The following is a 16806-nucleotide window of genomic DNA, read 5'->3' on the forward strand; positions in this document are numbered from 1 at the left end:
TTACATATATACTTCTTCTTTTAATATTCCTACATAGGGAAGATTTCTATATTTTTCATCATAATCTAAACCATATCCAATCACAAACACATTAGGAATTTCAAAACCGATATACTCTGCATTAATAGGATATTCTCTTCTCTCCTGTTTATTTAACATCGTTACAATCGTCACGCTGGCAGCTCCCTTTTCTAAAAGCATTGCCTTAACAGTATAAAGAGTTTTTCCTGTATCTAAAATATCTTCTATAAGAAGCAAATTCTTTCCTTTAATATCACCTTCAAGATCTTTCTTTACAAGAACATTGCCCGTAGATTCAGTACCTTCATAACTGGAAACATCCATATAATCAAATTCTACTTCTAAATCAATATATTTAGATAATTCAGCAAGAAAAGGAATAGACCCTTTCAATAATCCAATAAATACAAGTTTATCTTTACTTTTATAATCTTTACTGATTTGTGCACCAAGCTCTTTGCATCTCTCAATAATCTGATTATCAGTAAATAATATCTCCTTAACATCCTTATGCATAGATAATCCTCCTATAATGTTCCTATTTTATCACAAATAATGTAGGTTTAAAATACAAATAATCTAATTGTTTTGCAAGTCCGGGCACCAAAATAATCTCATTCTTACTATTTAACAAGATAGGCCATGTTTTCCTTAAATAATAAGGGATCTTTTTATTAATAAAGAGTCTTGAAATCTTCTTTGTTCCACCGCTGGTCTTAATTCTATCCCCTGCTCTTATATTTCTAACAGTAATAGGATAATCTTCATCCTTTAGATATACTCCATTATTCAATGGACCCTGCTCAGATAGTTTAAAAAACTCACATTCATACCATTCATCCTTATTAAAAGTAAAACTATAATCCTTTATTATTCTATTCAAGCGAACAGTTATATTATCATACTCTTTTATGAACAGATAATTAACAGGAAGGTGCATTTTTATTTGTGGTTTTGAATCTATCTGATGAATAATCTCATGAATTAAATGATTACTGATTTTTTTCTTTCCTATATATTCTGCTAATAATTCATAAAGAAAAACTGATAATAATTCTCTTTTAATAGAAGTATAAGAAATAAAACCATTTTGACGATAGAAAGAAAGATATTCCTGTATGTCTTTGAGATCTTTCTGTTTCTTATCATTAATAGATTCGGCTTTCTTTAACAGCTCTTCTTTTTGTTTATCAGTATAGGTATTCAATATTGTATTTCTAATACGATCTCTCGTAAAATATGTCTGAAAGTTTGTATAATCATCATGAAAAATAATTTGATGAAATAAACAATATTCTCTTAAAGCTTTTTTATTTTTATTTAATAAAGGCCGATAAACTTTCATGCCCTGAATAACAGTTTCTTCTTGAATACCTAAATAATCACATTGTGATTTTCTTTCCAGATGCATATAAATAGTTTCTAGCACATCATCCTGATGATGTGCTAGAAGAAGTCCGGCTGCATGGTATTTTAAATAAACCTCTTGAAAGAAACTATATCTCATTATTCTTGCCTGAGTCTGAAAATTACCTTGATTATAATCTTTTTTATTAAATTCTTTATATTCAAAGGGAATATTATATTTTAAAGCATATCCTAAAACAGTTTGATAATCTAAAGAAGTATCTTCTCTTAGATTATAATTAATATGTGCAATCACAATATTCATCTTATTATTTCTGCACATATCTAAAAGAGCCATTGAATCACAGCCTCCTGATACACCAATAATATAAGTTTTATTCTTATCTAATCTTTCTATCATAGCAGACTCCTTATAAGTCCTTTAACTCAAGCATATAACCTTCATCTTTATAAAAAAACGATTCATCAAATTTTTTAAATCCTAAATATAATAAAAGATCTCTTGATCTTTTATTAGCCTTGTAGATATAAGCAATAACCTTAGTATATTCATAATGTGATTTAATATATTTAAGTAATCCCAAAACTGCTTCTCTGGCAAATCCCTGATGCCAATAAGCACTATCAATAGTATAACCAATAGTAATGGTCGTCTTTGATAACACTTCTATTCTTAAATCTCCTATCATCATATCATGATAAATAATAGATAATTGAGTATTATCTTTAATTTCCCCTTTAAAAGAATGAACAATACAGTATTTAATTCTTTTTTGTGCATCCTTTAAAGTAAAATGTTTCCATGACTGATATTTTGCAACTTCTTCCTTATCTCGATAAGATGCAAAAGCATATGCATCATCTTCTTCAATATCTCTTATAATCAATCTATCTGTCTGTATGTACATGTTCTATATTATAATAAATGAAAAGCATTCTATTCTTTCCATTAATATCCTTTATAAATTGATACCGACTATCTTTAAAATAATAATCCAGTGCTTCTTCCATAAGTTCTTTTTGATCAAAGCCCATTTCAAAAGCTAATATTGCTTTATCATTTAAAACCTCTTTTACTCTTTCAAAGATCTTTCTATAAAAATAAAGTCCATCTTCTCCACCAAATAATGCAACATGAGGCTCATTATTTTTAACTACCGGATCAATATCCTGATGTACCGGTATATAAGGAGGATTAGAGACAAAGAAATCAAATTTTAAATGATGATCAATAAGTGGCTGAAGCATATCACCCTGATAAAAAGTAATATGAGCATTTAAGTCTTTAGCATTCTCTTTCGCAACAGCTAAGGCTTTTTCACTAATATCAGTAGCATAAACATCTAATTTTTCTTCTTCTAATGCGAGTGTGATGGCAATTGCACCGCTCCCTGTTCCGACATCACATAATTTAACTGTCTTATAATCCTTAAAGTAATCATCAACATGATATAAGATATTTTCTACTAATTCTTCTGTTTCATAACGAGGAATGAGAACATCTTCATTGACTTTAAATTCATAAGCAAAAAAGTATTCTTTACCTTTAATATATTGAACAGGTTCACCTTTTAAATATCTATCAAGATAATTATTATAGATTTCCAATGTATCTCTATCGACTTCTTCATCCATCTTTAAATAAAGCTCATGAGGTTCCATATTTGATACATGATAGAATAAGACTTTAGGAACATTGGAATCTTTCTGTTTCTCATCCATTAATAGTTCAGATGAATGAATAAGCTCTCTAATTGTCATTCTCTTCACCTAATAACTTAAGTCTCTGATCTTCATTGATTAAAGCTGTAATAATATCATCTAGTTTGCCATCCATAATTTTGTCTAATTGCTGAATAGAAAGTCCTATCCTATGATCAGTCACTCTATTTTGAGGATAATTATATGTTCTGATCTTTTCAGAACGATCTCCGCTTCCTACTTTATTCTTTCTTTCATTTCCCAGCTTTTCTTCCTGTTCATCTAAAAAATGCTTATAAATGCGTGCTCTTAATGATTGCATAGCTTTATCTCTATTATCATGCTGAGAACGTCCATCCTGACTGGTTGCAACAATACCGGTTGGAATATGAGTAATACGAACAGCTGAATCAGTTTTATTAATATGCTGTCCTCCGGCTCCACTAGAACGATAAGTATCTATTCTTAAATCTTTTGGATCTATCTGAATATCTACTTCTTCTGCTTCCGGCATAACTAATACTGTTGCGGTTGAAGTCTGAACACGTCCCTGAGATTCAGTCTTTGGTACTCTTTGTACACGATGTGATCCCGATTCATATTTTAATTTAGAATAAACGCCATCTCCTTTAACCATAAAAGAAATAAGAGAATAGCCACCGGCTTCACTATCCTGTGCTTCTTCAATATCAATCTTCCATCCTTGACTTTCAGCATACTTAGAATACATTCTAAATAAATCACCCGCAAAGATATTTCCTTCATCACCGCCGGCAGCACCTCTAATTTCCATAATAACATTCTTGTCATCATTAGGATCTTTTGGAATTAATTCAAGCTGTATATCTCTTTCCATAAGAGGCTGTTTTTTAGTTAATTCTTCATATTCTAATTTTGCCATCTCTTTTATTTCAGGATCATCTTCTTTCATTAATTCTTCCGCTTCTTTAATACCTTCAAGTAAATTTCTATACTCCTGATATAAGCGATAAGCCTTTTCTAAAGAAGCCTGCTCTTTAGATGCTTCTGTCATTTTCTTTATATCATTCGCAATAGATGGATCCATAAGAATCTGAGTTAATTCATCATATCTTTTTTCTACTGTTTCTAATCTTTGTAATAAACTATTCATATTTGTCCTCCAAACCGCCTCTATTATAATATAGAACATTGTTTAAGGCAAAAAGATTATGCTTTTTACATTGTTTTTTCTTATTTATTTTTAATATATGATATACTACTTTTATCCGGGAGGCATATAAAATGATTAAAGCAGTTATATTTGATATGGATGGATTAATGATTGATAGTGAAAGAGTAACCTTTGAAAGTTATCAGGAAGTCTTAAAACCTATGGGACTCACAATGAGTGAAGAATTCTATGTAACTCTTCTTGGCAAACCTGTTAAAGGTATATTTGAAAGATTTTATGATGTCTATGGAAAAGATTTTCCTATTGAAGATGTTATTAGGGAATGTCATAATGTTATGGCTAAAAGATTTGAAACATATGGCGTTCCCATCAAAAAAGGATTAAAAGAACTCTTATATTATTTAAAAAAGAATAATTATAAAACTATTGTTGCAACCAGCTCTAATCGAGATAGAGTAGATATTATTTTAAAACAGGCCGGGATCACTCAATATTTTGATGATTCAATTTGTGGTGATGAAGTCTCTCATGGCAAACCGGATCCTGAAGTATTCTTAAAATCATGTCAGAAGCTCAATGTTTCTCCCGATCAGGCTATTGTCTTAGAAGATAGTGAATCAGGTATTACTGCTTCTTATAATGCTCATATTAAAGTTATCTGTATACCGGATATGAAATATCCGGAAAAACAATATCAGCAAATGACTTATAAAATTCTAGATAATTTAGAAAATGTTATACCTATTATTAAAGATCTTAATACAAAGTAAAAGAACCGGATAACCCAGTTCTTTTCTTGTAGATTTTTTCATATTTTAAAGGGAAGGAAAATTATGAAATATATTATCTTAAGTCTACGCTAATAATATAACCATATTTTATGAATTCAATATTAACAAATAAAATATTTTAATACTATTTCTTGTCTTTCTTTAATCCTATTACAAAAATAATAATACCTATTAGCAAAAATGCTGCTGATAAATTAGCTTCATTTAATTTATCCCATTTCGTTGTATTAATCCATAATGAAATCAATACCAGTAATACACCGATATATTTAAGGTTATTTCTCATTATTCTCCTATTCGTTATCATATTTAATAATATGTGCAATTAATAAATTTATTTATCTTTTATAATCACAAGAAAAAGACCAATACTCCCCACTAAGAAACATAAATCTGAAAATAAAGTAACAGCAACTGTTTTCTCTTGATATGCCATAGTATTAAACCAGATAGAAATAAGCATTAATAATATGCTAATATTTTTTAATCTCTTCATAATTGTTTCCTCCTGTCCATCATAAATTCAGCTATGAAAGAGCTTAAAAACAAAGTCAAGTAAGCTAAAACAAACAACATTCCATATGCAAAACTATTAGACATCTGAAACAGTCCGAATGTAAAATACATAATTTCTATTACTCTTTGCATAATACACTAAAAAATGTACATGGGTATCATCACCTATTTAATTTTAATTATATTATTATTTCCTATAATTATGATAATAAAGCAAATACTATAAATTATTCGTATTACAAAATGTTCTATTTATATATATTATAGCCTTTGCAACAATAAAAAACAATATGAATTACTTAATAACATAATTATTTTTATGGTTATAAGAAAAAATACTATGTTTTCTATCAAAAATATAAAATCTTATTTATATTTTCAAAAAAATATCGATTATTATAATACAAAGTAAAAGAACCGGGTTACGGTTCTTTTCTTGTAGATTTTTTTCATATTTTAAAGGGAAGGGAAATTATGAAATATATTATTTTAAGTCTACATCATTAATATAACTGTGTTTTATGAATTCAATATTAACTATTTATGTTTTTAAAAATTTATAGAAAGCAAAAGAGATTCTTGGGGAGAATCTCTTTTTAAGAAGGGGAATATTGAAGAGACTGTTTGGGGGGATCTCTTCATTTATGATATTTGTCTTACGACAATAGTTACTATAATAGAGTTATGTGAACTCTACATTAACTTATTTTTATTTTTTTAAATTTATTTGGTTTATCTCCTACTTCATGGCAGTGTCTGCATCTTGGTTCATAAGCTTCTTTTGCTCCTACTAAGACTACAGGATCTGTAAATGAAGCCGGTTTTCCATTAACCATTCTTTGTGTACGTGTTGCAGGTGCACCACATTTAGCACATACTGCTGTTAGCTTAGTTACAAATTCTGCTCTTGTTAGAAGATCCGGAAGAACGCCAAACGGTTCTCCTCGGAAATCTTTATCTAATCCTGCAACCATGACTCTTAAGCCGCTATCGGCAAGATATTCACAGACATCTACAATATCTTTATCAAAAAATTGTACTTCATCAATCGCAACAACATCTGTATCTACTTTTATTCTATTTAAGATATCTGATGATTTTTCAACCACAACACAGGAAACTTTAGCTCCTGCATGAGATACAATTTCTGTAGTTGAATAACGATCATCTACCTTAGGTTTAAAGACAATAATATTCTTTTTTGCGAATGTTAAAACATTTATTCTTCTGATTAATTCTTCAGTCTTACCGGCAAACATGCACCCACAAATAACTTCCAGCCATCCCTCATTATATTGATTATACATAGTTAACCACCTTTCATGCATTCTTTATTATACATGAAAATAGGATGGTTTCCCATCCCAAATTTATTCTCCTTTAGGGTAATATATAAATCAATCAAGAAAACATAAATAGAAAAATAACATCTAATGAATATAAACTTTATACTCTAATATCTCTTATTCCCATACCCGGTGTTGGCATTTCTTCTGTTGTATAGTCAGAGAAACGTGAATACTGTTTCTCAAAGACTACCTGTAAATCAGCTGTTGCACCATTTCTATGCTTAGCTACTATGATTTCTGTTAATCCGTTAATTTCAGCTTCTTTTTCTTTGTTCTGATAATCTTCTCGATGTAAGAATGCAACAATATCAGCATCCTGTTCAATCGCTCCTGATTCTCTTAAATCGGAAAGCATCGGCTTACCTTTTCTTTGTTCAACTTGTCTTGAAAGCTGAGATAATGCAATAACAGGACATTCTAATTCTCTTGCCATCGCTTTTAACTGTCTTGAGATATCTGATACTTCCTGTTGTCTTGATTCTCTAGAATTTGTGGGTCCGCTAATAAGCTGTAAATAGTCAATAATCACAAGTTTTAATCCGGCTTCTTGTTTTAAGCGTCTGCACTTAGCAGCTATTTCTCCTATTTTTATACCCGGTGTATCATCAATGTAAAGATTACATTGTGAGACACGATCAGCAGCAGCATAATACTTATTACTATTTTCTTTTAAGATGAAGCCTGTTTTTAATGCATCATTATTAATAGATCCTGCACAACATATGAGTCTTGTAACAAGCTGTTCTGCCGGCATTTCTAAAGAAAAGACAGCAACAGCTTCTTTTTCACTATTAAGAGAAGAATTATATGCTACATTTAAGGCAAAGGCTGTTTTACCAACTGATGGTCTGGCAGCAAGAATAACAAGATCTCCTTTTTGAAATCCTGATGTCAGTCTATCCAGATCTCTGTATCCTGTTTTAACACCTGATACTAATCCGCCATTTTTTTGCAGTATTGATAATCTATTTGTAACACTGGCAACAACATCTTCTATTGTTTTAAATTCGCCGGCATTCCTATCTCTAGTCACATTTAAAAAGTCTTTTTCTATATTATTGATAAAATCATTCATATCTCCTATTTCATCATAGGATTTTCTAACAATTTCTGTAGACTGCTGAATCAGTCTTCTTAATAATGACTTTTCATTTAATATAGAAAGATAATATTGTGTATGTGCCGTTGTCGGTACTGATTCACTAAGCGTTAATAGATATTCTACTCCACCGGCTTTATCTAACAATTTCTTATCTAATAAATAGGTTGTAAGTGTTGTTACATCCACCGGCTTTCTTGATTTATGAAGAAATACCATACCTTCAAAGATCATCTTATGATTATCATAATAAAAATCCTGAGGAATTGCTATGTTGATAACTTCACTACAAGCATCTTTATCTATCAGCATTGCCCCCAGCAATGCTCTTTCAGCTCCTAAATCATGAGGAAGTTCTCTTACATTATCCATAATTATCCTTGTTTTGGTGATAAATGTATATTAATTGAAGCCATAACTCCTTTAAATAATTCTATTTCCATTTTTGTATCACCAAAGGCTCCAATAGAATGCGGATTCACAAACTTCCTTTTATCCACCCTAATATCATATTTCTCTCTTAATTCTTTAACAATCTGTTTAGTAGAAACCTGTGATGTTGCCAACCCATCTTTTCCTACCGGTGAAACAAATTTTAAGATTATCGTTTCCAGTCTTTTAGACAATTCTATAGCATTCTGTTTTTCCAGTTCAAGCTCTTTCGCTTTTTCTTCATTCTGCTTGGCTAATATTTTTCTTTCATGAGCATTCGCCATAACAGCTTTCTGATTCTTAATTAAGAAATTCTGTCCATAGCCATCTGCAACAGTAACTATTTCTCCTTTTTTACCTACTTTTTTAACATCTTCTAATAATATAACTTTCATATTAATCTCCTCTTTCTAAGAAATACTGATCAATAGCTTCTTTTAATAATACAGAAACTTCTTCCGGTTCTTTATTTTCTATCTGACAGGCAGCCATTGTAAAATGACCGCCACCACCCATCTTTTCCATAATCATCTGTACATTAATATCTCTTGAACTTCTAGCACTGATAGCGGTCAGATTTTTAGATATTTTTCCTATTGAAAAACTTGCCATAACATCTGATACTTCCAGCAATTTATTTGATGATTTAGCCAGTGATGTTGATGATACTTCATAACTATTATCACATACAGCAATAAGTATATGTTCACGATAAGGCTGCGCTGTTTTAGTAATGTTGGTAATTTCAATTGTTTTTTCATAGGAATCTTCTAATAATTCATAGGCCTTAACAACATCCGCATTCAATTCTTTTAATGTAGCTGCACTCTGGAATGTTCTTACTCCAACTCTTTGCTTAAATGAATTAGTATCTACAAGAATACCCGCATACATAATAGTCGCATCTAAATCATTATATTCAACATCTACATTCTGATAATTATAAAGTTCTACTATTAATTCTACTGTAGAAGAAGCGGATGGTTCCAAATAAGTTAATATTGGCGTATCAATAAATTCTTCACCTCGTCTATGGTGATCAATGATAATCTTATTCTTCACTGTTTCTAATAATCCATTAGAAATTGCTAATGAAGGCTTATGATTATCAACCACAATTAACAATGTATCTCTACCGACCCTTTCCATAGCTTCAACGGCACTACAGATAAGACCGTCATATCGTTTATCCTTAACCATTATCTGAGCTACATTGGCAGTTTTTTCTTCTAAGGAATTAAAATCAAGAATAATATTACATCGCACATTATAAGCCTGAACAATACGTGCCATAGCTACTGAAGCACCCAGAGAATCTAAATCTGAAAACTTATGTCCCATGATAAAAACATTTGAGCTTCTCTTAATAATACCTGCCATACTTTGAGCAATAACACGTGCTCTAACCTTAGATGATTTCTCAAAGACATCCGTTGTTCCGCCAAAAAACCTGACATTATCTTTACCGCTCTTAATAACAACCTGATCTCCTCCTCGAGAATAAGTAAGCTGTAAAGCGGAAGCAGCCAATTCTTCTAATTCTCTTAAGACTCTTGTTCCCCTTCCAATACCTATGCTTAAAGTCAGAACTTCATCTAATTCTAAGCATTTCTTTTTAAATGAATCAAGAATTCCAAACTTATTTTCCACCTGTTTGCGATAAATACGTTCATTAAAAACAGCTACATATCCGCCGGTTTTATATCGTCTAATAATCATGCCATTTTCTACTGCCCAGTCTATAATAGTCTGTCTGGCTATTGACTGAACCTTAGCAGCTGTTGATTCATTTAAGTTTTCTAATGTTTCATCAAAGTTATCTACCGTAATATAAGCTACACATATCTGCTGATCTTCATAATCCTGTTGTAATGATATATATTCACTGACATCTTTTAAATAGAGCATATGCGTATCTTCGTTATTATATGCTTCAAACTTCTTTCCTTTTATATCAATCAGTTTAACCTCTTCATTTTCAAATAATCCCGCTAATGTCGGTTGCCAGTCCAATACCTTTAAGCCAATAATCTTAACCTTATTCGCAATAAATAAATCTGACACCCAGGTAATATTTCTATTATCATCATATTGTAATAAGGCTATTCCGCCATATATAAGTGAGTTCTTCGCATCTTCATCTAATGCATCTGCGACACTTAAAGCATTATTATCCAAGATGTAAGAAAGATATATTAAAGCAACCACTAATATAATATTCTTAATAGATGCATAGATAAGAACGGAAAATATCCTTACTAAAGGAAAAAATAAATATATAACCGCAATAATAATAGGTTCTAATATTAATAATAATATTACAAGATTTCTTAATTGTGTCAGTTTTCTAGTCATAACTTGTACCTCGGTATTTATTATACATTATTTTTCTTCTTAAATCACTGATAATGTCTATTATCCCTAATCCTATAAGTCCAATATTGATAACAGGTACTGCCATTAATACAAGCCCCGTACTATTAAGATGAGGCTTAGAAATATAAATAAAGTATAAAGATATTAAGGATATACCATTAATCATTAATATAAAGATACTTAATGATAAGATATAGTGAATAATCCGGTAATTAAAATAATGCTCTAAGATAAAAGATATTATGAATATTCCAATGGTTATATATCCGATCTTTTTATCCAAATAAAATGTACTTATATGATAATTCTTATGAAATGGAATCTTTAATCTCGTAAAGATAAACTGAATCATTAATAAGATAAGATAACTTTCAAAAAAAGATATAAAAACTACAAAGAAAGATAATAAATCTATTGATTGATATATCATACCTGCATAAGGAATATTTACTAATAAAGATTTTAATTTTAATAATTCAGTTATATCCTGATTCCATGATATTCCTAATAAAACACCTAATAATTCAAATAATAAAATATTATAAATAATAGAGATAATAAAAGATCCCAATATTATTTTTGTTTTAGCCGATTCTTCCTTTAATGCTTCTCCAATAAAACATCCTAAGATACATGAATAGACTACAATAGTAAAAAAATAAGGCATTCCCTGCATAAGAGTAATAGCTGCCGATGCAAAAGAAACTATCATATTATTCTTAAGGCCATACTGATAACCATACCATGTTAGCGGTATAACCATAACATAGCCTATTAATGAATCAAAGAAAGTTCCTGTCATTACATTGAGTATTCCCATAACCCCAAATAAAGCTACAATCATTGCTCCCTGGACCAGTTTTTTTGTATTCATATTCTTACTCCATATTATTCATTATTTGAGAAACATTATTAAAAGTCAACAAGATATTAAAAAGCGAATTTAATAATCCATTTTCTAAATATTAATCTTTTATACTGTAATCAGACTTTTAATCTAATATTTTTTCTTATTATAGCCGATACTTTATCGCTATTTATTCATTTAATAAATCCTTTAATATCATAAATAAATTATCTAATAATCAAAAAGAAAAAACCCTGAATAATCAAGGTTTTCATCATCTACTATTCACCGACATATGGTAATAAAGCCATTTGTCTAGCTCTCTTGATAGCTCTGGCAAGCTGTCTCTGGTATTTTGCTGAAGTGCCGGTAACACGTCTTGGAATAATCTTACCATTAGCTGAAACAAATCTCTTTAATAACTCTATATCCTTATAATCGATATAGTCAATATGGTTCTTTGTAAAATAGCAGACTTTCTTTCTGCCCATTCTCTGTTTTCTGAATGCCATAATAATTTCCTCCTAAATTAGAATTGAAGATCATCTTCCATGATATCAAATGTATTAACAGATTCATCAAAATCATTTTCTAAATCTACCGATTTCATATCATAGAAATTATCTTGCTGTCCAGGCTGCATCTGTGGCTGTGATGGAGCACTTCCGAGTCTTGCATTTTTGCTTTCTAAAAATCTGACTCTATCGGCTAATACTTCAACCACGAAAACTCTTTGTCCTTGATTGTTGTCATAGCTTCTAGAACGAAGGCTTCCATCCACTCCTACAAGTGAACCTTTCTGACAGTATTGAGCAACTGATTCAGCAGCTTTATTCCATACAACAACAGGAATAAAATCAGCTGACTGACCATCCTGTGTAGTAAAGCCACGATCAAGTGCTAATGAAAAACTGGTTACTGCTTTCCCTGAACCGGTTCTTCTTAATTCCGGGTCTCTTGTCATACGACCCACTAAAACGACACGATTAATCATTGTATCTGCCTCTTAATCTCTACGAAGAGTTAAATGACGTAATACATTAGCATTAATTCTTGATAAACGTTCAAATTCAGCAATTTCATCAGGGTTTACATGAACATCAAGCACTACATAATAACCTTTAGTATAATCTTTGATTTCATAAGCTAAATCTCTCATACCCATTTCTTCAGAAACGTTATCAATGATGCCGCCATTAGAAGTTAAAATACCTTTTAAGCCTTCTAAGACTTCATTTCTAGTGTTTTCTTCTAAATCAGGTTTGAAAATCATCATAATTTCATACTTATTCATTCTTTTTACCTCCTTTGGTCTATACGGTCCTATTAAGGACAGGCAAGTAAACTTGCTCAAACATAATAACATGCATTTCTTTAAAAAGCAATCTATTAATCAAGAAACACGGTCAGTATTCATTTTTACTACTTTATCAGCAATACTCATAGTAGAATTTCTATGTGATACTAAAATTACAGTACGAGAAACTGTTTCTTCTTTTAATGTTTTTAAAATAATACCTTCATTTAATGAATCAAGATTAGATGTCGGTTCATCTAGAAGAAGTAAATCTGATTGATGTAAGAAAGCACGAGCTATTCCTATTCTCTGTCTTTCTCCGCCTGAAAGAGTATCTCCTAGTTCACCAACATTGGTTGAATATCCTTGTGGAAGAGACATAATAAAATCATGAATATTCGCTTTCTTGGCAGCTTCTTCTATTTCTTCCTGAGTTGCTTTTAGATTTCCAACCTGAATATTTTTAGCAATTGTATCATGGAAAAGCCATGTTTCTTGAGTAACATAAGCTTCCATTGCTCTTAGATTTCTAGTCTGAATCTCTTTGATATCGGTATCTGATATAGTAATACTCCCACTATTAACATCCCAGAATCTCATTAATAATTTTAAGATTGTTGATTTCCCGGAACCGCTAGGTCCATGAATACCAATTGTTTTTCCTTTAGAAAAAGACATAGAAAAATCTTCAAGAATATTCTGATGATCATAAGAGAATGTCACATCATTCAATAGTACATCATCAAACTTTACCTGTTTCCCTTCTTCTATTTCATCTACTACAGGTCTTTCTTCTAAGATAGATAAAACTCTTTCACCACTTGCCAGTGTCTGATGAAGATTATTAGATAATGAAGATAACGCCACAACCGGACCAAATGATCCCATCATAGCAATAATACATAAAATCATATTTTCAAATAATATAGTATGCATACTATATTGCATTAACATAACAAATATCATTAACCATGAAAAGAACTGAATCGCAAGATTTGTAGCTGCTCTCTGAGTCCCTTCATAGTAATAAAGATTAAGCTGAAGCTTTGATAAATCCAATGAGTGTCTGTTTATCTGCTTTGCTCTTTCTATTCCTTTATCATATTGCATAATCTCATCTAGACCATACATAGAATCTAAAATAAAGCTGTTGAGATTCCCCAACTCATTTCTAAACTCCATACCTGCTTTACCGGTACGTTTTCCATTCCATAAAGGAATCATAACACCAATACATAAATAAGCAATAAAAGCAATAATTCCGGCAATTATATTTAATGAAGCAATATAAATAATCATAATCAATGATACAATAACAGCAATCGCAATTGGTGAAATAGTATGAGCATAAAACACTTCTAATAGTTCTATATCGCTGGTAATAATAGAAATAAGATTACCTTTATCCTTGCCTTCTAATTTAGCCGGACATAATTTTCTTAAAGCTGCAAATACTTTATGTCTAATCATTGCTAATAATCTAAAAGCAATATAATGATTACAATACTGTTCAAAATAATGAAGTATCCCTCTAGATAAAGCTATCACAATCATCATAGTTATCATCATAGTCAAACCGGATGTTTGGTGTGATAATATCATGACAATTGACTTTCCGGCCAGAATAGTTAAAAAGATAGCACAGAGAAAACCAATAACTCCAAAAAATATAGCTAAAAGCATGATAGGTACCAATGGCTTGATTAATCCGATCAATTGTTTCATGATGGTTAATCCTGAGCGTCTATTCTCCATGATTTTCTCCTTTCTTACTATAGCTTTCTAATTCTTTCTGCTCACTATATAATGCATAGTAGGCACTCTTATGATTCATCAGCTGTTCATGTGTTCCTTCTTCATAAATAACGCCATCTTTTAACATATAAATATAATCACTATTAACTACATTAGCTAATCTATGTGATATCAGAATCACTGTTTTCTTTTTAGCAAGTTCTCTAATAACATGCATAATCATCTCTTCAGATTCCATATCTATATTTGATGTAGCTTCATCAAACAAATAAATCTCCGAATCATGTAATAAAGCTCTTGCAAGGGCAAGTCTTTGTCTTTGACCTCCTGATAAATTACTTGCATCAGCAAGAAGCTTAGTATCAAGAGAATCCTGAGAACAGATAAAATCATAAAGATTTACTTGCTTTAAAGCTTCCATCATCTGTGAATCAGTAGCCTCAGGATTTCCCATTAAAAGATTATCTCTAATAGTGCCTTTAAATAAATAACTTGCAAAAGAAACCATCGTTATATGTTTTAATAATGATTCTTCTTTAATATTTAATAAAGAAATATCATTAATTTTAATATCCCCCTGATATGTTTTATTTTGTCCTATTAATATCTTAGCAATCGTACTTTTACCACTGCCACTGACTCCGACAATAGAAACAAATGTTTGAGGCTTAATATTCATAGAAATATTTTTTAATACCTCTGTTTTCTTATTATAAGAGAAAGACATATGACTAATATCAATGGATAATTCCTGATCATCTAACTCTAAATCTCCACGATTTGCTTCCGGCAGATCCAAAAAGGCAAAAATACGATCACTGGCTTTTATCCCATTCATACCAATATGGAAGAATGAACCTAATAAACGCATTGGCAGGAAGAATTCTGCCGCTAAAAGAATAATAAGAATCGTTCCTTTAAGACTAACAGCTCCATGATAATACTCCATTAAAGCTACTGCCATTCCCACAGCAGCTCCTCCATAAGCAACAATATCCATAACAGCTGTACTATTTAACTGCATCATAAGAACTTTCATTGTAATCTTTCTAAATTGTTCAGATTCCTGATCCATTTCTAATGCTGCCTGCTCATCTGCTCCATAAATCTTTAATGTTGTCATACCATGAAGTTTTTCTAAAAAAGTGTCTCCTAATCCATAATAAATAGTAAAATACTTATCCAGCAGTTTTTTAGCTACTTTCATAACAATCATAATCACAATAGGAATTAATGGAACAGCCGCCAGTAAAATAAGGCTTGCTTTAAAATCTACTCTCAATAAACAAATAAATAGAGTTAACGGAGCCAATAATGCATAAAAGAACTGACTGAGATATCTACCAAAATAAACTTCTAACTGTTCTACCCCTTCTCCTGCCATCTGCATAACTTCTGAAGACTTTATTTTTTCTCTATACGATGTTCCCAGTCTTAACAATTTACTATAAATTTTATTTCTTAATACTCTTTTAACATCACTGCTTGCTTTAAAGCTTGATTTAGCATATAAAATATCCAATCCATATCTTAATAAAATACCGCCTAAAACAAGTAATCCATATAATAAAGTATCTGATAATGTAAGTGTCTTTATAACTGCCTGAGAGATTAAGACAGAGGCACTATAAATGATAACTATCTGACATAATAAAGACAGCCATTGCTCCGCTATCTGATAAATAATATATTTTTTAGAATCACTCAATAATCTAATCAGTCTTATCTTAATCATTTTCTCCTCCTCTTTCCTAATATCGTGACAAATCCATGATTTATTGTCATCAACGGATGATAAAACAACAGTCTTGGTCCTGAATATCTCATTACCTTTCTGATCATTTCTTTTTGTTTCATTTGATAACAATGTACCTGACATTGACTGCAAAATGTTTTGGTTTCCATAAAAGGACAATGTTCAATACGTTCTTTTGCATATTCAAATAGTAAACGATATTCCTCAGACATTACTCCATAACAATAATCATCATGTCTCCGACAATAGAGTTTGATCATTTCTTCAACAACCCTAATCTCTCTTTTTCTTTTTTTCTCTATATTCATTAATACTCCTTAATATATTAACAGGCTTAAATCTATA

19 protein-coding genes are annotated in these 16806 nt (G+C 30.7%); 1 reads left to right on the forward strand and 18 read right to left on the reverse strand.

All coding sequences use genetic code 11. The features are described 5' to 3' along the window. From hpt to prfA, 5 genes are read right to left on the reverse strand one after another with little or no spacing between them, the layout of a single operon-like run. On the reverse strand, positions 1-537 hold the full coding sequence (gene hpt, locus HMPREF9943_RS09000) for a hypoxanthine phosphoribosyltransferase (RefSeq protein ID WP_004804199.1): 537 nt from the start codon (positions 535-537) through the stop codon (positions 1-3). 22 nt (positions 538-559) lie between these two features. Beyond that, positions 560-1789, reverse strand: a complete 1230-nt coding sequence (gene tilS / locus HMPREF9943_RS09005; RefSeq protein WP_004804202.1) for a tRNA lysidine(34) synthetase TilS — start codon at positions 1787-1789, stop codon at positions 560-562. 10 nt (positions 1790-1799) lie between these two features. Beyond that, complete coding sequence (locus tag HMPREF9943_RS09010; protein ID WP_004804203.1) at positions 1800-2297, reverse strand: GNAT family N-acetyltransferase; 498 nt, start codon at positions 2295-2297, stop codon at positions 1800-1802. After that, entirely contained in the window at positions 2278-3150 is an 873-nt protein-coding gene (gene prmC / locus HMPREF9943_RS09015; RefSeq protein ID WP_004804205.1) for a peptide chain release factor N(5)-glutamine methyltransferase, read from the reverse strand. The genes HMPREF9943_RS09010 and prmC overlap by 20 nt, the downstream gene beginning before the upstream one ends. Beyond that, positions 3140-4222, reverse strand: a complete 1083-nt coding sequence (gene prfA / locus HMPREF9943_RS09020) for a peptide chain release factor 1 (RefSeq protein WP_004804207.1) — start codon at positions 4220-4222, stop codon at positions 3140-3142. The genes prmC and prfA overlap by 11 nt, the downstream gene beginning before the upstream one ends. 131 nt (positions 4223-4353) lie before the next feature. Here prfA and HMPREF9943_RS09025 point away from each other — a divergent pair, with 131 nt between their 5' ends. Further along, positions 4354-5013, forward strand: a complete 660-nt coding sequence (locus HMPREF9943_RS09025; RefSeq protein ID WP_004804209.1) for an HAD family hydrolase — start codon at positions 4354-4356, stop codon at positions 5011-5013. A 145-nt stretch (positions 5014-5158) separates the two neighbouring features. On the opposite strand, the gene HMPREF9943_RS10115 is transcribed toward HMPREF9943_RS09025, so the two are convergent. The 13 genes from HMPREF9943_RS10115 to HMPREF9943_RS09080 form a co-directional block, all read right to left on the reverse strand. Continuing rightward, a complete protein-coding gene (locus HMPREF9943_RS10115) occupies positions 5159-5320 on the reverse strand; it encodes a hypothetical protein (protein WP_004804211.1) in 162 nt (53 codons plus the stop codon). 48 nt (positions 5321-5368) lie between these two features. Next, positions 5369-5530 (reverse strand): hypothetical protein, encoded by a 162-nt coding sequence (locus HMPREF9943_RS10120; protein ID WP_004804213.1) that lies wholly within the window; start codon positions 5528-5530, stop codon positions 5369-5371. Between the two features lie 718 nt (positions 5531-6248). Beyond that, a complete protein-coding gene (locus HMPREF9943_RS09030; RefSeq protein ID WP_004804215.1) occupies positions 6249-6857 on the reverse strand; it encodes a thymidine kinase in 609 nt (202 codons plus the stop codon). Positions 6858-6996: 139 nt separating this feature from the next. After that, a complete protein-coding gene (gene dnaB / locus HMPREF9943_RS09035) occupies positions 6997-8370 on the reverse strand; it encodes a replicative DNA helicase (protein WP_004804217.1) in 1374 nt (457 codons plus the stop codon). Positions 8371-8372: 2 nt separating this feature from the next. Further along, positions 8373-8825, reverse strand: a complete 453-nt coding sequence (gene rplI, locus HMPREF9943_RS09040; protein WP_004804219.1) for a 50S ribosomal protein L9 — start codon at positions 8823-8825, stop codon at positions 8373-8375. Position 8826: 1 nt separating this feature from the next. Continuing rightward, a complete protein-coding gene (locus HMPREF9943_RS09045) occupies positions 8827-10785 on the reverse strand; it encodes a GGDEF domain-containing protein (RefSeq protein WP_004804221.1) in 1959 nt (652 codons plus the stop codon). Next, entirely contained in the window at positions 10778-11680 is a 903-nt protein-coding gene (locus HMPREF9943_RS09050) for a DUF2232 domain-containing protein (RefSeq protein WP_004804223.1), read from the reverse strand. Before HMPREF9943_RS09050 ends, HMPREF9943_RS09045 begins: the two co-directional genes overlap by 8 nt. Positions 11681-11934: 254 nt before the next feature. Next, positions 11935-12165, reverse strand: a complete 231-nt coding sequence (gene rpsR / locus HMPREF9943_RS09055) for a 30S ribosomal protein S18 (protein ID WP_004804225.1) — start codon at positions 12163-12165, stop codon at positions 11935-11937. A gap of 17 nt (positions 12166-12182) precedes the next feature. Next, a complete protein-coding gene (locus tag HMPREF9943_RS09060; protein WP_004804227.1) occupies positions 12183-12647 on the reverse strand; it encodes a single-stranded DNA-binding protein in 465 nt (154 codons plus the stop codon). A 12-nt stretch (positions 12648-12659) separates the two neighbouring features. Next, a complete protein-coding gene (gene rpsF / locus HMPREF9943_RS09065; RefSeq protein WP_004804228.1) occupies positions 12660-12947 on the reverse strand; it encodes a 30S ribosomal protein S6 in 288 nt (95 codons plus the stop codon). Positions 12948-13046: 99 nt separating this feature from the next. Then, positions 13047-14705 carry an amino acid ABC transporter ATP-binding/permease protein gene (locus HMPREF9943_RS09070; RefSeq protein ID WP_004804231.1) on the reverse strand — a complete coding sequence of 553 codons (1659 nt, stop codon included), beginning with the start codon at positions 14703-14705 and terminating at the stop codon, positions 13047-13049. Beyond that, positions 14695-16440: an ABC transporter ATP-binding protein/permease gene (locus tag HMPREF9943_RS09075; protein ID WP_004804233.1), complete on the reverse strand. Its 1746-nt coding sequence runs from the start codon at positions 16438-16440 to the stop codon at positions 14695-14697. The genes HMPREF9943_RS09070 and HMPREF9943_RS09075 overlap by 11 nt, the downstream gene beginning before the upstream one ends. After that, the gene (locus tag HMPREF9943_RS09080; RefSeq protein WP_004804234.1) at positions 16437-16769 is read right to left on the reverse strand and encodes a nitrous oxide-stimulated promoter family protein; all 333 of its coding nucleotides are present in this window, start codon (positions 16767-16769) and stop codon (positions 16437-16439) included. The genes HMPREF9943_RS09075 and HMPREF9943_RS09080 overlap by 4 nt, the downstream gene beginning before the upstream one ends. Positions 16770-16806: the final 37 nt, after the last annotated feature.

Source organism: Eggerthia catenaformis OT 569 = DSM 20559, assembly GCF_000340375.1.
Classification (GTDB): Bacteria; Bacillota_I; Bacilli_A; order Erysipelotrichales; family Coprobacillaceae; genus Eggerthia; species Eggerthia catenaformis.